At 69.0% G+C, this 18520-nt stretch carries 13 protein-coding genes; 6 read left to right on the top strand and 7 right to left on the bottom strand.

The window, feature by feature from the left end:
* Window positions 1-138: 138 nt before the first annotated feature.
* The 5 genes from lpdA to BM172_RS01905 all read right to left on the bottom strand — a co-directional run bounded on the left by lpdA (window position 139) and on the right by BM172_RS01905 (window position 7684).
* Complete coding sequence (gene lpdA / locus BM172_RS01925; protein ID WP_026634406.1) at window positions 139-1563, bottom strand: dihydrolipoyl dehydrogenase; 1425 nt, start codon at window positions 1561-1563, stop codon at window positions 139-141.
* A gap of 140 nt (window positions 1564-1703) precedes the next feature.
* A complete protein-coding gene (gene odhB / locus BM172_RS01920) occupies window positions 1704-2906 on the bottom strand; it encodes a 2-oxoglutarate dehydrogenase complex dihydrolipoyllysine-residue succinyltransferase (protein WP_026634405.1) in 1203 nt (400 codons plus the stop codon).
* 6 nt (window positions 2907-2912) lie between these two features.
* A complete protein-coding gene (locus tag BM172_RS01915) occupies window positions 2913-5750 on the bottom strand; it encodes a 2-oxoglutarate dehydrogenase E1 component (protein ID WP_026634404.1) in 2838 nt (945 codons plus the stop codon).
* A gap of 246 nt (window positions 5751-5996) precedes the next feature.
* A complete protein-coding gene (locus BM172_RS01910; RefSeq protein WP_051548466.1) occupies window positions 5997-6500 on the bottom strand; it encodes a DUF7931 domain-containing protein in 504 nt (167 codons plus the stop codon).
* A complete protein-coding gene (locus BM172_RS01905; RefSeq protein WP_026634402.1) occupies window positions 6497-7684 on the bottom strand; it encodes a cupin domain-containing protein in 1188 nt (395 codons plus the stop codon). The genes BM172_RS01910 and BM172_RS01905 overlap by 4 nt, the downstream gene beginning before the upstream one ends.
* A gap of 299 nt (window positions 7685-7983) precedes the next feature.
* Between BM172_RS01905 and BM172_RS01900 the strand changes: the two genes are divergently transcribed.
* From BM172_RS01900 to BM172_RS01885, 4 genes are read left to right on the top strand one after another with little or no spacing between them, the layout of a single operon-like run.
* On the top strand, window positions 7984-9774 hold the full coding sequence (locus tag BM172_RS01900; protein WP_026634401.1) for an assimilatory sulfite reductase (NADPH) flavoprotein subunit: 1791 nt from the start codon (window positions 7984-7986) through the stop codon (window positions 9772-9774).
* 1 nt (window position 9775) lies between these two features.
* On the top strand, window positions 9776-11470 hold the full coding sequence (gene cysI, locus BM172_RS01895; RefSeq protein WP_026634400.1) for an assimilatory sulfite reductase (NADPH) hemoprotein subunit: 1695 nt from the start codon (window positions 9776-9778) through the stop codon (window positions 11468-11470).
* Complete coding sequence (locus BM172_RS01890; RefSeq protein ID WP_051548465.1) at window positions 11467-12189, top strand: phosphoadenylyl-sulfate reductase; 723 nt, start codon at window positions 11467-11469, stop codon at window positions 12187-12189. Before cysI ends, BM172_RS01890 begins: the two co-directional genes overlap by 4 nt.
* A 34-nt stretch (window positions 12190-12223) precedes the next feature.
* Entirely contained in the window at window positions 12224-13981 is a 1758-nt protein-coding gene (locus tag BM172_RS01885) for a bifunctional sulfate adenylyltransferase/adenylylsulfate kinase (protein WP_051548464.1), read from the top strand.
* 265 nt (window positions 13982-14246) lie between these two features.
* Here BM172_RS01885 and BM172_RS01880 read toward each other — a convergent pair whose 3' ends face one another.
* Window positions 14247-15227 carry a LysR substrate-binding domain-containing protein gene (locus BM172_RS01880; protein ID WP_026634397.1) on the bottom strand — a complete coding sequence of 327 codons (981 nt, stop codon included), beginning with the start codon at window positions 15225-15227 and terminating at the stop codon, window positions 14247-14249.
* A gap of 320 nt (window positions 15228-15547) precedes the next feature.
* Here BM172_RS01880 and cysG point away from each other — a divergent pair, with 320 nt between their 5' ends.
* Window positions 15548-16996 carry a siroheme synthase CysG gene (gene cysG, locus BM172_RS01875; RefSeq protein WP_026634396.1) on the top strand — a complete coding sequence of 483 codons (1449 nt, stop codon included), beginning with the start codon at window positions 15548-15550 and terminating at the stop codon, window positions 16994-16996.
* Window positions 16997-17071: 75 nt separating this feature from the next.
* Complete coding sequence (gene cysK, locus BM172_RS01870; protein ID WP_026634395.1) at window positions 17072-18013, top strand: cysteine synthase A; 942 nt, start codon at window positions 17072-17074, stop codon at window positions 18011-18013.
* A 33-nt stretch (window positions 18014-18046) separates the two neighbouring features.
* On the opposite strand, the gene BM172_RS01865 is transcribed toward cysK, so the two are convergent.
* Window positions 18047-18427 (bottom strand): winged helix-turn-helix transcriptional regulator, encoded by a 381-nt coding sequence (locus tag BM172_RS01865; protein ID WP_026634394.1) that lies wholly within the window; start codon window positions 18425-18427, stop codon window positions 18047-18049.
* Between the last annotated feature and the right edge of the window lie 93 nt (window positions 18428-18520).

Raw genomic sequence — 18520 nt, 5'->3', positions numbered from 1 at the left:
AAGGCGTGAAGGCCGAGTGGGGCCAGTCTTCGAAAACTGACGGGCCCGCTCATGTCGCCACGAGCGGGCCGCGTGGATCAGCATGGATCCCGGATCGACGCGCATCCAAGCGCCGTCCGGGATGAGGTCATCCTGACCTCAATTGCCCTTGTGGATGGCGCGCTTGTCCACCGACAGGGCAGCCTCGTGCACGGCTTCCGACAGGGTCGGATGAGCGTGGACGATGCGGGCCAGGTCTTCGGCGGAGCCCTTGAACTCCATCGTCACCACGGCCTCGGCGATCAGCTCGGACACGCCCGGGCCGACCATGTGCACGCCGAGCAGGCGATCGGTCTCGGCATGGGCGAGCATCTTCACCTGGCCGACGGCTTCGTTCATCGCCACGGCGCGGCCGATGGCGGCGAACGGGAAGGTACCGACCTTGTACGGAATGCCGGCGTCCTTCAGTTCCTTCTCGGTCTTGCCGGCCCAGGCGATTTCCGGCTCGGTGTAGATCACCCACGGAATGGTGTCGAAGTTGACGTGGCCGGCCTTGCCGGCGATCCACTCGGCCACCGCCACGCCTTCCTCGGAACCCTTGTGCGCCAGCATCGGGCCGCGCACGGCGTCGCCGATGGCCCACACGCCGTCCACGCCGGTGTGGTTGTGCTCGTCGACCACGATGCGGCCGCGCTCGTCCAGCTTCACGCCGGTGTCGTCGGCCAGCAGGCCGGCGGTGTAGGCGCGGCGGCCCACGGCGACCAGCAGCTTGTCGACGGTCAGCTCGTGTGCGCCGTCCTTGTCTTCATAGGTGAGCGCGACTTCGTTGCCCTTGATCTCGGCCTTGGTCAGCTTGGCGCCGAGCTTGATCTTCAGGCCCTGCTTGGCGAATTCCTTGGCGGCGATCTTGGCTACGTCGGCGTCGGCTACCGAGAGGAAATCCGGCAGCGCTTCCAGGATGGTGACGTCCGCGCCCAGGCGGCCCCACACGCTGCCCAGTTCCAGGCCGATCACGCCAGCGCCGATCACGCCCAGGCGCTTGGGGACTTCCGGGAAATCCAGCGCGCCGGCGTTGTCGACGATGAACTTGTTGTCGAACTTGGCGAACGGCAGCTCGATCGGCACGGAGCCGGAAGCCAGGATCACGTTGGTGGCGCTGATGGTCTGCTTGCTGCCATCGTTCGCGGTGATCTCGACGCTGTTGCCTTTGAGCAGCTTGCCGGTGCCGTAGAACGCCGTGACCTTGTTCGCCTTGAACAGCTGGCCGATGCCGCCGGTGAACTGCTTGACGATCTTGTCCTTGCGGCCGATGAAGGTGGCCACGTCGATCTTCGCGTTGTCGGCGGTGATGCCGTGCACGGCGAAGTTGTGCGTCAGGTTGTGGAACTGCTTGGAGGAATCCAGCAGCGCCTTGGACGGGATGCAGCCCACGTTGAGGCAGGTGCCGCCGAGCGCCTGCTTGCCGTCCTTGCCGGTGAAGGCGTCGATGCAGGCGGTCTTCAGGCCCAGCTGCGCGGCGCGGATCGCGGCCACGTAGCCGGCCGGGCCGGCGCCGATGACGATGACGTCGAATTTGTCGCTCATATCGTTTCTCGCTTTATCCCTCTCCCACCGGGAGAGGGTGCCCAAAGGGCGGGTGAGGGTACGGGCGGAGTGAGGCGTTGCGGTTTCACCGAACCCTCACCCCAACCCCTCTCCCGGAGGGAGAGGGGCTCAGGCGAGACTTACAGGCCCAGCAACATGCGCTGCGGGTTTTCCAGCTGGTTCTTGATATCGACCAGGAACAGCACCGCGTCCTTGCCGTCGATGATGCGGTGGTCGTAGCTCAGCGCCAGGTACATCATCGGCGCGGCAATGACCTGGCCGTTCTCGACGATCGCGCGGTCCTTGATGGTGTGCATGCCCAGGATCGCGCTCTGCGGCGGGTTCACGATCGGGGTCGACAGCAGCGAGCCGAAGGTGCCGCCGTTGGTGATGGTGAAGGTGCCGCCCTGCAGGTCGTCCAGGCCCAGCTTGCCGTCGCGCGCCTTCTTGGCGTAATCGAGGATGCCCTTCTCGATGTCGGCGAAGCTCTTGTCCTGCACGTCGCGCAGCACCGGCGTCACCAGGCCCTTGTCGGTCGACACGGCGATCGAGATGTCCTGGTAGCCGTGATAGACGATGTCGTTGCCGTCGACCGAGGCGTTGACCACCGGGTGGCGCTTCAGCGCCTCGGCGGCGGCCTTGACGAAGAAGCTCATGAAGCCGAGCTTCACGCCGTTCGACTTCTCGAACTGCTCGCCCAGCGTCTTGCGCATCTTCACCACCTCGGCCAGGTTCACTTCGTTGAACGAGGTGAGCATGGCGATCGAGTTCTTCGACTGCATCAGGCGCTCGGCGATGCGCGCGCGGATGCGCGTCATCGGCACGCGCTCTTCCGGACGCGCGCCCGGGGTCGGCTTCGCGGCCGGCGCGGCAGCGGCCGGCGCAGCGGCGCCGCCCTTGCCGTAGTTGACCAGGTCTTCCTTGGTCACGCGGCCGTCGCGGCCGGTGCCGGCGACCTTGGACGGGTCGATGTTCTGTTCGGTGGCGACGCGCAGGCCGGCCGGGGACAGGTCGGCGGTGCCCTTGGCCGGAGCGGCGGGAGCCGCGGCGGCCGGGGCGGGGGCGGCAGCCGGAGCGGCGGCGGGCGCCGGCGCGGCGGCCACGGCGCCTTCCTCAATCACCGCGATCACCTGCTGGCTGGTCACGGTGTCGCCGGACTGGAACTTCAGTTCCTTGATCACGCCATCGACCGGGGCCGGCACTTCCAGCACCACCTTGTCGGTTTCGAGGTCGACCAGGTTCTCGTCGCGCTTGATGGCCTCGCCGACCTTCTTGTGCCAGGTGGCGATGGTGGCGTCGGAGACAGACTCGGGCAGAACAGGGACCTTAACTTCAATAGACATCGTGTCTTACTCCGCAGCGTGGTCGGTGCCGATCGGCGCGACCAGCGCCTGCTCGACGAGTGCCGCCTGTTCGGCGACGTGGGTATTGAGATGGCCGGCGGCCGGCGCCGGCGAGCGGGCGCGGCCGGCGTAGGAGAGGCTTTGCTTGGCGTTGACGCAGGCCTGCAGGTGATGGCGGATCTGGAACCAGGCGCCCTGGTTCATCGGCTCTTCCTGGCACCAGATCACTTCCTTGGCGGAAGGATACTTTTCCAGTTCGGCGATGACCTGCGGACGCGGGAACGGATACAGCTGCTCGACGCGCACGACGGCGACGTCGGTCAGGCCGCGCTTCTCGGCGTCTTCCAGCAGGTCGTAGTAGACCTTGCCCGAGCACAGCACCACGCGCCTGACCTTCTTGGCCGGCAGCTCGCGGTGCTCGCCGATCACCAGCTGGAACTGGCCGGTGGCCAGTTCGTCCAGGCTGGAGATGGCCAGCTTGTGGCGCAGCAGCGACTTGGGCGTCATCACGATCAGCGGCTTGCGCGTCGGACGCACCATCTGGCGGCGGATCATGTGGAAGGCCTGGGCCGGCGTGGTCGGCACGCAGACCTGCATGTTGTCCAGCGCGCACAGCTGCAGGAAGCGCTCCAGGCGCGCGGAGGAATGCTCCGGACCCTGGCCTTCGTAGCCGTGCGGCAGGAACAGCGCCAGGCCGCACAGGCGGTTCCACTTGGACTCGCCCGAGCTGATGAACTGGTCGATCACCACCTGGGCGCCGTTGGCGAAGTCGCCGAACTGGCCTTCCCAGATGTGCAGGGTGTAGGGATCGGTGGTGGCGTGGCCGTATTCGAAGGCCATCACCGCCTCTTCGCTGAGCAGCGAGTCGATCACCTCGACGCTGGCGTTGGCGCGCAGCGTGGCCAGCGGCATGAAGGTGTGGCCGTCCTTCTGGTCGTGCAGCACCGCATGGCGGTGGAAGAACGTACCGCGGCCGACGTCCTGGCCGACCAGGCGCAGGTTGTAGTTCTGCTCGACCAGGGTGGCGTAGGCCAGGTTCTCGGCGAAGCCCCAGTCGCCCGGCAGCTCGCCCGCGGCCATCTTGCGGCGGTCGTCGTAGATCTTGGCCACGCGCGACTGCAGGGTGGTGTCCGCCGGCACTTCGAGGATCTTGTTAGCCAGCTCGACCAGCCTGGTCTTCGGCACGCCGGTGTCGGTCTGGGTCGACAGCTTGCCGCCGATGAACTGGTTCCAGTCCACCTCGATGTCCTTGACCAGCGCGCTGGTCAGCTCGGTCATCGGGTTGCCGGCTTCCAGGCGCGAGCGGTAGTCGTCCACCAGCTTCTGCGCGTCGCCCTCGGCGATCACGCCTTCCTTGACCAGGCTCTGCGCGTACAGGTCGCGGGTGGTCGGGCGGGCACGGATGATCTGGTACATCACCGGCTGGGTCGCGGCCGGCTCGTCGGCCTCGTTGTGGCCGTGGCGGCGGTAGCAGACCAGGTCGATCACCACGTCCTTGCGGAACTGCTTGCGGAAGTCGTAGACCACGCGGGTGGCCTGGATCACCGCTTCCGGATCATCACCGTTCACGTGCAGCACCGGCGCGTTGACCATCTTGGCCAGGTCGGTGCAGTACAGCGTGGAGCGCGCGTCCTGCGGATTGGAGGTGGTGAAGCCCACCTGGTTGTTGACCACGATGTGCAGCGTGCCGCCGATGCGGAAGCCCCGCGCCTGCGACATGTTGAACAGCTCCATGTTCACGCCCTGGCCGGCCAGCGCGGCGTCGCCGTGGATCAGCACGGCCATCGACTGCTGGCGCTCGCTGTCGCGGCGGCGGATCTGGCGCGAATGCACGGAGCCGGCGACCACCGGATTGACGATCTCCAGGTGCGACGGGTTGAACGCCAGTGCCACGTGCACGCCGCCGTTCGGCGTCTTGACGTCGGCGGAGAAACCCATGTGGTACTTCACGTCGCCCGAGTGCGCCGGGTCGTCCGGGTGCTCGAACTTGCCTTCGAATTCGTTGAACAGCGTCTTCGGCGGCTTGCCCAGGATGTTGACCAGCATGTTGAGGCGGCCGCGGTGGGCCATGCCGACCACGACTTCCTTGATGCCGTTGTCGCCGGCGGTGCGCACCACGTCGTCGACCATCGGGATCAGGCTGTCGCCGCCTTCCAGCGAGAAGCGCTTCTGGCCCACGTACTTGGTGTGCAGGTAGCGCTCCAGGCCTTCGGCCGCGGTCAGCCCTTCCAGTACGCGCCGCTTGCCGGCCTGGTCCAGCCCGGCGCTGCCGCCGGCCTGCTCCAGGCGGGTGTACAGCCAGTTGCGCTGCTCATGGTTGCTGATGTGCATGAACTCGGCGCCGATGGTGCCGGCATACACCTTCTTCAGGCGCGCCAGCAGGTCGCGCAGCTTCAGGCGCTGGCCGCCGCCGGCGAAGTTGCCGCAGTCGAATTCGGTGTCGAGGTCGGCCTCGCTCAGGCCGTGGAAGGCCAGGCCCAGGTCCGGCGCCGGCAGCTTCTCGGCCAGGCCCAGCGGATCGAGGTCGGCGGCCAGGTGGCCGCGCGAGCGGTAGGCGGTGAGGATGCGCAGCACCGCGGCCTGCTTGCGCGCGTGCTCGTCGTCCATCGGGGCGGCGGCAGCGACGACGCGCTGCTTCTGCGCGGCCTCGATGCGGGCAATGGCTGCGGAGTGGGGCACGTCCCCGGACTCGCGGCCTTTGAAGGTCCCGAAATACTGGTTCCATTCGGCGGGGACCGACGCGGCGTCGGCCAACCAGGACTCATACAACTGCTCGACATAATCGGCGTTGCCGCCGGCGAGCTGGGACGAATCGAAGAACTCGCGAATCAGATTTGTGCTCACGTCACCACCGGTGAGGAAGGGAGGCCTGCGGCCATCCGTCGACCTGGCGGATGGCGGGGGAAAAATCCTGTTAATTATGGCCCCGGGTGCTGCACAGCGGCAACCCGGGAAACACGTTCCAGGTGGGGTCGGAGGGCGTTATTTCGAGGAGAGGCGCTACCGACCATCGTCGTAGGCGCGGATTTTTCCAGGTTTCCCGCGCGGCGCCGGCCCGCACCTGCGAGCCGGTTGGCGTTCAGCCGGGCGCTACAGATCCAGCGGCTGCAGCACGGTGGCGCGGGCCGCCCGCTCCCAGACTTCCTGGAAGTACTGCTGCAGCGGCGCCTGGCTGGCGCGATCCTCCAGCGATGCCCGCCCCCGGGAGCGCCCGGCTTCCGGCAGGAACAGATAGCCGCCGGCATCGGTGAGCAGGCAGGCCGAGCCGTAGGCGCGGTCAGTCTCTTCGACCGGTTCGCGCACCAGCACGCTGCTGGGCAGCCGTTGCGCCAGCGCCACCAGCCGGTGGCTGTCGCGCAGGGCCGCGGCGGCGTCGTGCAGCAGGATGCGGATCTCGGCGCCGCGGCCGGAGGTGGCGATGCGGCGCAGCTCCTCCAGCTCGGCGGCGTTGTTATAAGCGTCGGCCGGCAGCGCCGGCTGGTAGATCGCCACGCGGCGGCGCGCGCCGCGCAGCAGCTGCAGGCGGGCCTCGGCCAGGGCCTCGCCGCTGTCGATGGCCAGCGTTTCCGGCGCCGGGCGGTCCGGCGGATTCACCGACGGCGCGCCTTGCGCGGGACCAGGTGGCCGTCGTTGACCAGGGCCAGCAGCAGGGTGCGTTCGGCGGCGGCCGGCGCGCGGGCGAACTCCAGCGTGCGCTCGGCGCACAGGCGTTCGGCCAGCTCGGCGGACGCCGGATAGGCCTGGCCGTTGGCGAACAGGACGGCGCCGCCCTTGACCCGGGCCCAGGCCATGCGCGACCAGGGATGGCGCAGCAGCTGCGCGCCGTCGCCCAGCTGCTTGGTCAGCGCGGCGTCGGTGCTGGGCTTGTCCGGAGCGGCCGGTGCCCGCGCCACGCGATAGCGGGTGATATAGCGGCCGAACCAGTCGATCAGCGTGGCGTCGTCCAGCGCGGCGAACGGCAGCGCCTCGCGCACGCGGGCCAGCGCGGCGCGGTCGATCTCGCCGGAGGCCTTGGCCGGGGCCAGGTCCGGGTCGCGATAGCGCTGCTCGTCCGGCAGGCGCTCGACCAGGTAGTCGGCCAGGTCGCTGGCCAGTTCGGCGCGGGACGGCGCGCGCATGCCCACCGAGAGGGTCATGCAGGGGCCGCCGAAGGCCACGCCGTCGTGCGGCACGCCGGGCGGCAGGTAGAGCATGTCGCCCGGTTCCAGCAGCCATTCGTGGGTGGGCTCGAAATGCTTCAGCTGCTTGAGCTCCACGTCGTCGCGGAAGCCGGTCGGTGCGGCCGGATCGTCGCTGATCGCCCAGTGGCGCTGGCCCAGGCCCTGCAGCAGGAATACGTCGTACTGGTCGACATGGGCGCCGACGCCGCCGCCCGGCTCGGCATAGGAAATCATGATGTCGTCCACGCGCCAGCTGGGCAGGAAGCGGAACGACTCCAGCAGGGCGGCTACGTCGGCGTCCCATTTGTCGACGTCCTGCACCAGCAGGGTCCAGTTCGCGCTCGGGGTGCTGGCGAAATCGTCTTCGCCGAGCGGGCCGGTCTTGACCGACCAGCGGTCGCGGCGCTCGTCGTGGACGATCAGGCGGGACAGGGCTTCCTCTTCCAGGGCCAGGCCGGCCAGGTCGTCCGGCTGCAGCGGGGGCGTGAAGCCGGGGAAGGCGTTGCGGATCAGCAGGGGGCGCTTCTGCCAGTAGTCGCGCAGGAACTGGGCGGGGCTCATGCCTAGGGGCTGGCGGGCGCTGCCGCGGACTTCGAGGGGGAGGGTGGGTTTGGTCATCGGGGGATTGTACGGGTGAGTAAAGCCCTCTCCCACCTTAGCCACCTGAGCCCCTCTCCCTTCGGGAGAGTGGTTGGGGTGAGGGTGCGGGCGGAGTGGGGAGTCGCACTCCGCCCGTACCCTCATCCGGCTGCCGCCACCTTCTCCCAGAGGGAGAAGGGCTCCACGACGGGGTGCTTGGTTTAACGCGGAAATAATGGATTTGGCATGTGCATATGGCGACACATCCTTTCCGTCATGAGCGCCGCGGGAGCTACCTTCGACGAATAGACGTATAGACGTCCAAAGAAGGTCAAGCCTTGAACGCCGTCGTTTCCCAGGAATCCCTCGCTTCGCCGCTGGCCGCCGACAAGGCCGCGCAACTTCACCGCCTGCTGGAGGGCCTGGCTCCCCACGAGCTGTACTGGGTGGCGGCACGCAGCGCCGCCCTCGCGGCACGCGGGCCGCAGCCGGCCCAGGTGCAGGCTGCGGCCACCACGGAACGCGTCACCGTGCTCTACGGCAGCCAGACCGGCAACGCCAGGCGCGTCGCCGAGCAGCTGGCGAAGAAGCTGGAGGCATCGGGCCTGCCGGCGCGCCTCGTACGCGCCGATGCCTATCCGCAGCGCGAACTGACGCAGGAGCGCCAGCTGTTCGTGGTGATCAGCACCCAGGGCGAGGGCGAGCCGCCGGACGACGCCCGCGGCCTGGTCGACTTCATTGCCGGCCGCCGCGCGCCGCGCCTGCCGGCGCTGCGCTATGCCGTGCTGGGGCTGGGCGATTCCAGCTATCCGCAGTTCTGCCTGATCGGGCGCCAGCTGGACGCGCGGCTGGCCGAGCTCGGCGCCACCCGGCTGGATCCGCTGGCCGAGGCCGACGTGGACCTGGACGAAGTGGCCGCGCCGTGGACCGCCAAGGCGCTGGAGCGCGCCCACGAAGTGCTGAAGGCCCCCGCTGCCGCCGTGCGCGCGCCGCTGCTGCAGGCGGTGCCCAGCCACGCCGCGCACGATCGCGAGAACCCCTTCGCCGCCGCCGTGCTGGCCAACCAGCGCATCGTCTCGCGCGACAGCGCGCGCGAAGTGCTGCACCTGGAACTGTCGTTGGAAAGCTCGGGCCTCAGCTACCGCCCCGGCGACGCGCTCGGCGTATGGCCGCGCAATCCACCTGCGCTGGTGCAGCAATGGCTGGAGCTGCTGCGCCTGGACGGCGAGGCGGAGGTGACGCACAGCGGCCGCACGCTGCCGCTGGTGCGCTGGCTGGCCGAGGAGCGCGAGCTGACCCGTCTCGCCCGCGGCTTCGCGCTGGCCCACGCGCGCACCGGCGGCGACGCCGCGCTGGTGCGCCTGCTGGACGATCCGGCCACTTTGTCCACGCTGCTGGACACGCACCAGCCGATCGACCTGCTGCGCCGCCACCCGGGACGCTGGGACGCCGCCGCGCTGGTCGCGGCGCTGCGTCCGCTCACGCCGCGGCTGTACTCGATCGCTTCCAGCGCCGCCGCGGTCGGCGACGAAGTGCATCTCACCGTCGCGACGGTCGACTACCAGGCCTTCGGCGAACGCCACTGGGGCGCGGCCTCCGCCTTCCTCGCCGCAAGCGCGGAGGACGCCCGCGTGCCGGTCTTCGTCGAAGCGAACGAACGCTTCCACCTGCCGGCCGACGACGCGCGCGACGTGATCATGATCGGCCCCGGTACCGGCGTGGCGCCGTTCCGCGGCTTCGTGCAGGAGCGCCGCGAAAGCGGCGCGCGCGGCCGCAACTGGCTGTTCTTCGGCAACCGCCATTTCAGCGACGACTTCCTCTACCAGGTGGAATGGCAGGAGGCGCTGAAGCAGGGCGCGCTGCATCGCCTGGACCTGGCCTTCTCGCGCGACGGCGCCGACAAGGTCTACGTGCAGCACCGCCTGCGCGAGCGCGGCAAGGAGCTGTACGCCTGGCTGTCGGAAGGCGCGCATCTGTATGTCTGCGGCGACGCCACCCACATGGCCAGGGACGTGCACGCGGCCCTGGTCGACATCGCCGCCGAGCATGGCGGCCTGTCGCGGGAAGACGCGGGCGCCTGGCTGGCCGACCTCCTGCAACAAGGGCGCTATGCCCGCGACGTGTACTGACATGAGCGCACCTCTTTCCGATTTCGAACGCATCAAGGCCGCCAGCCGCTACCTGCGCGGCACCCTGGTCGAAGGCCTGAACGATCCCGTCACCGGCGCGATCAGCGACGACGACGGCAAGCTGCTCAAGTTCCACGGCAGCTACCAACAGGACGACCGCGACCTGCGCGAGGAGCGCCGCCGCCAGAAACTGGAGCCCGCCTACAGCTTCATGCTGCGCGCGCGCCTGCCGGGCGGCGTGGTCACGCCGGCGCAATGGCTGGAATTCGACCGGCTGGCACGCGAATACGCCAACGGCACGCTGCGCATCACCACGCGGCAGACCTTCCAGTGGCACGGCATCCTCAAGCGCCGGCTCAAGCCCACCATCGCCGCCATCCACGCCAGCCTGGCCAGCACCATCGCGGCCTGCGGCGACGTGGTGCGCAACGTGGTCAGCACCGCCAATCCGGTGCAGACCAAGGCGCACGGCGAGGCCTATGCCTGGGCCGCGAAGCTGTCCGACGGACTGGCGCCGCGCACACGGGCGTATCACGAGATCTGGCTGGACGGCCAAGCCGTGGTCGGCGAGCCGGAAGAGGAGCCGCTGTACGGCACCACTTATCTGCCGCGCAAGTTCAAGATCGGGCTGGCCATTCCGCCCTTGAACGATGTGGACGTGTTCTCGCAGGACCTCGGCCTGATCGCGATCGCCGAGGACGGCGAGCTCAAGGGCTTCAACGTCGCGGTCGGCGGCGGCATGGGCGCCACGCATGGCGATCCGTCGACCTATCCGCGCCTGGCCAGCGTGATCGGCTTTGTTACGCCGGAGCAGTTGTTCGCCACGGCCGAGGCGGTGGTGGCGGTGCAGCGCGACTGGGGCAACCGCGTCGAGCGCAAGCACGCGCGGCTGAAGTACACGCTCGATCACCGCGGCCTCGACGCCTTCAAGGTCGAACTCGAACGTCGCCTGGGCTTCGCGCTGGAACCCGCGCGTCCCTTTCGCTTCGACCATAACGGCGACCGCTACGGCTGGATCGAAGGCCACGACGGCCGCTGGCATCTCACCCTGCATATCGAGTCGGGCCGCCTCGCCGATCGCGGCGAGCGCCGTTGGCTCACCGGCTTGCGCGAGCTGGCGAACGTGCACGAAGGCGATTTCCGCCTGACCTGCAACCAGAACCTGATCGTGGCGAACGTGCCGGCGCCGCAGCGCGCGCGCATCGACGCCATCGTCGCCGCGCATGGCCTGGACGATTATCGCCGCGCCGGGCCGATCCGCCGCCACGCGGTGTCCTGCGTGGCGCTGCCGACCTGCGGGCTGGCCATGGCGGAGGCGGAGCGCTATCTGCCCGAGCTGCTGGACAAGGTCGAGACGCTGCTGTCCAGGCACGGTATTGCCGACGCGCCGATCGTCCTGCGCATCTCCGGCTGCCCGAACGGCTGCTCGCGGCCTTACCTCGGCGAGATCGCGCTGGTCGGCCGTGGACCCGGGCGCTACGACCTGCGCCTGGGCGCGGATTTCAGCGGGCAGCGGCTCAATCGCGCGTATCGGGAGAACGTCGATGAAGCGGCCATCCTCGAAGCGCTCGATCCGCTGTTCGAACGCTATGCGCGCGAGCGCCAGCCGGAGGAAGGCTTCGGCGATTTCCTGCTGCGCGCCGGCGCCATCGACACCGCGCCGGACCGGCGCATCCCGCTCGAGGTGACCGCATGAACGGTGCGACGCTGGAAGCCGCGCGGCACGATCCGCGCGCGCTGGCCGAACTCGACACCTGGCTGGGCGCCCTCGATGCCGAGGAGCGCGTGGCCTGGGCGCTGGAACACGCGCCGGGTGCGCACGCGCTGTCGTCCAGCTTCGGCGCGCAGGCGGCCGTGTCGCTGCACCTGCTGACGCGTCAGCGGCCACAGTTGCCGGTGATCCTGGTCGATACCGGCTATCTGTTTCCCGAGACCTACCGCTTCGTCGACGAACTGCGCGAACGCCTCGCGCTGAACCTGCACGTCTACCGCTCGCCGATCGGCACCGCCTGGATGGAGTCGCGCCATGGCCGCCTGTGGGAGCAGGGCGTGGAAGGCCTGGGGCGCTACAACGAGCTGCGCAAGGTCGAGCCGATGCGGCGCGCGCTGGAGGAACTCGGCATCGGCAGCTGGTTCGCCGGCCTGCGCCGCGGCCAGTCGCGCAGCCGCGAACGCATTCCCTTCCTGCGGCTCAGCCAGGGCCGCTGGAAATTCCATCCGATCGCCGACTGGACCGACCGCGATGTCGGCCGCTATCTGCAACGCCACGATCTGCCGTATCACCCGCTGTGGGAACAGGGCTACGTATCGATCGGCGACGTGCATACCACCCGGCCGCTGGAGCCGGGCATGGACCCCGAAGAAACCCGTTTCTTCGGCCTCAAGCGCGAGTGCGGCATCCACGACCTCGCCTGACCCTTCCGCCCCGATCAATAAAGAAAACGCCACCATGAGCCAGAGCGCACTCGCTTCACTCCCCATCGAACCCGAACTGGAACCGCTGATCGCGCCGCATGGCGGCACGCTCAAGGATCTGTATCTGCCGTATCCGGAAGCGCAGGCGCTGAAGCAGCGCAGCGCGGGCCTGCCGGCGCTGGACTTGAACACGCGGCAGCTGTGCGACCTGGAACTGTTGCTCAACGGCGCGTTCTCGCCGCTGGAAGGTTTCCTGACCGAAGCCGACTACCGCCGCGTGGTCGACGAACTGCGCCTGGCCGACGGCACGCTGTGGCCGATCCCGATTACGCTGGATGTGAGCGAAGACTTCGCCGCCACGCTCGCCTCCGGCGCGGAACTGGTGCTGCGCGACGCGCAGGGCGTGCCGCTGGCGGTGCTGGAAGTGCAGGACATCTATCGCCCGGACCGCGAGCATGAGGCGCGCCAGGTATTCGGCACGCTCGATCATGCGCATCCGGGCGTGGCCGAGCTGCTGGAGCGCACGCGGCCGGTCTATCTCGGCGGCCGCCTGCGCGGCATCCAGGCACCGGTGCACTACGACTTCGGCGAGCTGCGCGATACGCCGCGCAGCTTGCGCGCCTGGTTCGAGGCCAATGGCTGGAACCGCATCGTGGCGTTCCAGACGCGCAATCCGATGCACCGCGCGCACCGCGAGCTGACCCTGCGCGCGGCGCAGAAGGTCGGCGCCAAGCTGTTGATCCAGCCCTCGGTGGGCCGCACCAAGCCGGGCGACGTCGACCATTACACCCGCGTGCGTTGCTACCGCGCACTGCTGCCGCAGTATCCGGCCGACAGCGCCAGGCTCTCGCTGCTGCCGCTGGCCATGCGCATGGGCGGGCCGCGCGAGGCGATCTGGCACGCGATCATCCGCAAGAATTACGGCGCCACGCATTTCATCGTCGGACGCGACCATGCCGGCCCGGGCAAGGATTCGAGCGGGCAGCCGTTCTACGGGCCGTTCGACGCGCAGCATCTGCTGGAGCGCTACCAGGAGGAACTGGGCATCCAGGTCGTCGCGTTCCCGGCGATGGTCTATGCGGCCAATCGCGATGCCTATGTGCCGGCCACCGAAGTCGCCGCGGACGACGAAGTGCGCGATATCTCGGGTACGCAACTGCGCCGGCACCTGCACGAAGGCACGGACATCCCCGCCTGGTTCACCTTCCCCGAGGTGGTCGACATCCTGCGCGAACGCCATCCGGCCCGCGCGCCGCGCGGCTTCGCGCTGTTCTTCACCGGCTTGTCCGGCGCCGGCAAGTCGACCATCGCGCAGGCGGTGGTGGCGCAGCTGCTGGAGCACACCAGCCGCGCGGTGACCGTGCTGGACGGCGACGAGGTGCGCAAGCATCTGTCGCGCGGCCTGGGTTTCTCACGCGAGGACCGCGCGGCGAACGTCACGCGCATCGGCTATGTGGCCAGCGAGATCGTGCGCCATGGTGGCGTCGCGGTGTGCGCGCCGATCGCGCCATATGCGGATGCGCGCGCCGAGGCGCGCGGGCTGGTCGAGGCGCATGGCGACTTCATCGAGATCCATGTGTCGACGCCGCTGGAGGTGTGCGAGGAGCGCGACCGCAAGGGGCTGTATGCGCAGGCGCGCGCGGGGAAGATCGCGCAGTTCACCGGCATCAGCGATCCGTATGAGGTGCCGGAGCAGCCGGAGATCCGCGTGGATGGGAGCGGTGCCGCGCCGGCGGTGCTGGCGGGGCATGTGCTGGGGTTGTTGAAGGATCGCGGGTTGTTGGCTGGCTGATGCCTCAGCCTTCACCTCCCTCTCCCTCCGGGGAGAGGGTTGGGGTGAGGGACCGGGCGGAGCGTATGTTCCCTATCTCCGCGACCATCAACGATGGCGGGTACTCCCAAGGCCGTCATCCCGGCGTAGGCCGGGATCCAGTAACGACGCGCCGCATCGAGCGCAAGCTTCCAGCTTTGCTTTAAAGCGTTGGCCGGATAACGCGACAAGCAGATGTTGTCGTCACTGGATCCCGGCCTACGCCGGGATGACGATGCAGGTGCGGCTATGCTTCGACCCGCTCCCGCCAATGCGGCACCGCCGGCCAATGCGTCGGCCCGGCGCCACCGGCAAGCGCACGGCTTACCGCCCGCCGCTCCAGATGCGGCGCAAACAGCCCGACAAATTCCAGCGCAAACTCCCGCAATACGCTTTCCTTGCGCAGCACGATCCACGTCGTGCAAGGCGCGAACAGGTGATCCGCCGGCAATGCGCGCAGATCGTCGTCAGTCGGCTGCACCGCCATCTCGGCCAGGATGCCGATACCCAGTCCGGCGCGCACATAGGTCTTGATCAGATCCGCATCGCTCGCCGTCATGGCGATCTGCGGATGCAGGTTGGCCACGTGGAACGCACGCGCCAGCGACGAAGTGGGCTTCAGCGAGGAGTCGTAGCTGATCAGCGGGTGCACGGCCAGCTCGTCCAGGGTCGGTGGCCGTTCCAGCCGCGCCAGTGCATGCCCGTGCGGCACCATCGCCACGCGGTTCCAGCGATAGGCGGGCAGGGCGATACCGCTGCCGGCAGGCGCCGCGCCCGAGGTGCTGACGATGGCCAGGTCGACGTGACCGCCCTCGAGCAGGCCGATCACGTCGGCGTCGGTGGACGGGATCAGGTGCAGGCTGACCTGCGGGTACTGCCGGGTCAGCGCCGCCACCGCGCCCGGCAGGGCGAAGCGGGCCTGGGTATGAGTGGTGGCCACGCGCAGCGTGCCGCGCGATTCGTTGCGCAGGTTGGCGGCGATCGAACGGATATTGGTGGCCTCCGCCAGGATCGTGCGCGCACGTTCCAGCACATGGCTGCCGGCGTGGGTGATCGAATCGAGGCTGCGGCCCTTGCGGTGGAACAGCTGGAAGCCCAGCTCGTCCTCAAGCTGCTTGAGCAGCTTGCTCAGTCCCGGCTGGGTGGCGTGCACGCGTTCGGCGGCCAGCGTGATATTGAGGCCGGCGTCGGCAATGGCGACGAGATAACGCAGTTGCGTGAGGGTCATGCGAGGGCATCCTGGAGCGGGCAGGTCGGGTGGACTGGCTTGCGGGCGCTACGGGCATACATCGCGTGACGGAACGGCGACACATCCAGGCGACGGCCACCGGGGGAGCGGAGGGCAGGGTGTCGGCGGGGCGGTCGGCGGTTTGCATTTAGACGTCTATACATCCGTTTAATGGTGGCGTCAATCCGCGGAGGGGTGCTCATGCCGGATTTGCGGGTGGCCACATAACCTCGCGGCATGAGCCGCCGCGGACAAATCATTTGTGCCGCCCATCGGCCGCACCTAGCGTCGTAGTTCCCCCTGATGACGGTGCCTGGCTCATGAAGCTCTACCCGCTGTTCGCCGATCTCGCCGGCCGCCGCGTGCTGGTGGTGGGCGGCGGCGCGGTGGCCGAGCGCAAGGCGGCGGCGCTGCTGGAGGCGGGCGCGGCGGTGACCGTGGGCGCCTTGTCCGCGACCGGAACATTGCAGGCGTGGGCCGATGCGGGCCGCCTCGAACTACGCCTGGGCGGATTCCAGCAGGCTTGGCTCGATGAGTGCTGGCTGGTCGTCGCCGCCACCGGCGAGCCCTTGCTCAACCGCCGCATCGCCACGCTGGCGGAGCGGCGCCGGCTGTTCGTCAACGTGGTGGACGATGCCCAGCTGTGCAGCTTCCACGTGCCGGCGGTGATCGATCGCGATCCGGTGACCATCGCCATTTCCAGCGGCGGCACCGCGCCGGTGCTGGCGCGCCTGCTGCGCGAGGGCCTGGAAAGCCTGCTCGATCCGGCGCTGGGGCCGCTCGCCGCGCTGGCCGCGCGCCTGCGCGAAAGCATCCGCGCCCGTCTGCCGGATCTCGGTGCGCGCCGCCGCTTCTACGAGCAGCTGTTCGCCGGCCCGGTGCTGCAGCTGCTGCGCCGGGCGCAGCCGGCGGAGGCGGAAGCGGAGGCCGAGCGCGCGCTCGCCGGCGCCGCGACGCGCAGCAGCGGCAGCGTGGTGCTGGTCGGTGCCGGTCCCGGCGATCCAGGCCTGCTGACCTTGCGCGGCCTGCGCGCGCTGCAGGAAGCGGACGTGATCCTCTACGACCGCCTGGCCGGCGCCGAAGTGCTCGCACTGGCGCGACGCGATGCGGAGCGCATCGAGGTGGGCAAGGAAGCCGGCAACCACCACGTCACGCAGGAGCGCATCCACGCGCTGCTGCTCGAACATGCGCAAGCCGGTCGCCGCGTGGTGCGCCTGAAGGGCGGCGATCCGTTCGTGTTCGGCCGCGGCGGCGAGGAACTGGAACACCTGCGCGCGCACGGCATTCCCTATGAGGTGGTGCCCGGCATCACCGCCGCGGTGGCCTGCGCCGCCTATGCGGGCGTGCCGCTGACCCATCGCGACCACGCCCAGTCGGTACGCCTGCTCACCGCGCATTGCCGCGGCTCGAACGACAGCTTGGACTGGCCTGCGCTGGCGCGCGAGCGGCAGACGCTGGCGGTGTACATGGGCGTGAGCGAGCTGGGCACGGTGCAGGCGCAACTGCTCGCGCACGGCCGCGCGCCGTCCACGCCGTTCGCCCTGGTGGAGAACGGCTCGCGTCCGCAGCAGCGCGTGGTCACCGGCACGCTGGCGCGCCTGCACGAACTGGCCGTCGCCCACGCGGTGCGCGCGCCGGCCCTGCTGATCCTGGGCGAGGTGGCGGCGCTGGCTTCGTCGCTGGCCTGGTTCGGGGCGCAGCCGATCGGCGAGTGTTCCGAAATTGATGCACCATCCATGGCCGACCCGGCCCTGGCCCGGCGCGCCTGACGCAAAATTTCACCGGCGTGGGCGCACTATGCGCCGACCCGCCCACCTCCTTCCCATCCCGTCTGGAGCTCTTTCATGATCTACGACAGCATCCTCGACACCATCGGCAAGACCCCGGTGGTGAAACTGCACCGGCTGGCGCCGAAGCACGTCGAGCTTTACGTGAAGGTGGAAGCGTTCAATCCGGCCGGCTCGGTGAAGGACCGGCTCGCCCTGGCGATCATCCTGGATGCCGAGGCGCGCGGCACCATCAAGCCCGGCCAGACCGTGGTCGAGGCCACCTCCGGCAATACCGGCGTGGCGCTGGCCGCGGTGTGCGCGGCGCGCGGCTATCCGTTCGTGGCGGTGATGACCGAGACCTTCTCGATCGAGCGGCGCAAGCTGATCCGCGCCTACGGCGGCAAGGTGCTGCTGACTCCCGCGGCCGAGCGCGGCAGCGGCATGGTGCGCAAGGCCAAGGAGCTGGCGGACAAGCACGGCTGGTTCCTGGCGCGCCAGTTCGAGAATCCGGCCAATCCGGCCTATCACCGCAGCACCACCGCCGCGGAAATCCTGCGCGATTTCGCCGGCCGCCGCCTGGATTACTTCGTCACCGGCTGGGGCACCGGCGGCACGCTCACCGGCGTGGGCGAAGTGCTGAAGGTGGCACGCCCGGAAGTGAAGGTGATCGCCAGCGAACCGGCGGGCGCCTCGCTGCTGGCCGGCAAGGAATGGCAGCCGCACAAGATCCAGGGTTGGACCCCGGACTTCGTCCCGGCGGTGCTCAATCGCGAGGTGGCGCAGCAGATTCTTCCGGTCGATGACGTGGTGGCCCGCGATACCTCGCGCGCGCTGGCGCAGAAGGAGGGCATCTTCGTCGGCATTTCTTCTGGTGCGACGTTGGCGGCCGCGCTGCAGGTCGCCAAGGATGCGCCGGAAGGATCGGTGTTGCTGGCGATGCTGCCGGATACGGGCGAGCGGTATCTGTCGACGTTCCTGTTCGAGGGTGTCAACGAGGGTTCGGACGAAGTCGAGTAACTAAGCCGGCGCCGGTTGGGGTGAGCCGCAGGCTCACCCCAACCGGCGCGGTTCCCCGCGGCGTGGTGCACCGCCCCATTCGGCGATCAACTTCGTCCCCACCCCCACCAGCGCCTCGATCGCCGGCAACAACTCCCGCCCCAGCGGCGTCAGCGCATATTCGGCGGATGGCGGCGAGGTGTGCAGCACCTTCCGCATCACCAGCCCGCGCGATTCCAGTTCCCGCAACCGCGCACTCAACACCCGCGCCGAAATCCGCGGTATGTCATGCCGCAATTCGCCAAACCGTCGCGGCTCGCCGCTCAACAGCCACACCACGTTGGGCGCCCACGCTCCGCGCAGCAACCCCAGCACCTCGCTGAGCGGACACGACGGCGGCGGCAGCACTTTGTTCTTGCGGACGGGCAGGCCCATGGGCGGCAACCGGTAACTGGGGAGTTACCTGATTTTAGGGGTTACCCCCGGTTAGGTGGTATCCATCGGTAACCATGGCTGGCTAGGATGCGC

The organism is Dyella marensis, from assembly GCF_900112865.1.
GTDB lineage: Bacteria > Pseudomonadota > Gammaproteobacteria > Xanthomonadales > Rhodanobacteraceae > Dyella_D > Dyella_D marensis_A.
Note: the sequence above shows the minus strand (reverse complement) of the source record. Positions and strands in the feature narration are given on the sequence as shown.

Excerpts from the sequence above, each read along its gene's own strand:
- lpdA (WP_026634406.1), bottom strand. The coding sequence starts at position 1,563 with ATGAGCGACAAATTCGACGTCATCGTCATCGGCGCCGGCCCGGCCGGC.
- odhB (WP_026634405.1), bottom strand. The coding sequence starts at position 2,906 with ATGTCTATTGAAGTTAAGGTCCCTGTTCTGCCCGAGTCTGTCTCCGAC.
- BM172_RS01905 (WP_026634402.1), bottom strand. The coding sequence starts at position 7,684 with ATGACCAAACCCACCCTCCCCCTCGAAGTCCGCGGCAGCGCCCGCCAG.
- cysI (WP_026634400.1), top strand. The coding sequence starts at position 9,776 with ATGAGCGCACCTCTTTCCGATTTCGAACGCATCAAGGCCGCCAGCCGC.
- BM172_RS01890 (WP_051548465.1), top strand. The coding sequence starts at position 11,467 with ATGAACGGTGCGACGCTGGAAGCCGCGCGGCACGATCCGCGCGCGCTG.
- BM172_RS01885 (WP_051548464.1), top strand. The coding sequence starts at position 12,224 with ATGAGCCAGAGCGCACTCGCTTCACTCCCCATCGAACCCGAACTGGAA.
- BM172_RS01880 (WP_026634397.1), bottom strand. The coding sequence starts at position 15,227 with ATGACCCTCACGCAACTGCGTTATCTCGTCGCCATTGCCGACGCCGGC.
- cysG (WP_026634396.1), top strand. The coding sequence starts at position 15,548 with ATGAAGCTCTACCCGCTGTTCGCCGATCTCGCCGGCCGCCGCGTGCTG.
- cysK (WP_026634395.1), top strand. The coding sequence starts at position 17,072 with ATGATCTACGACAGCATCCTCGACACCATCGGCAAGACCCCGGTGGTG.
- BM172_RS01865 (WP_026634394.1), bottom strand. The coding sequence starts at position 18,427 with ATGGGCCTGCCCGTCCGCAAGAACAAAGTGCTGCCGCCGCCGTCGTGT.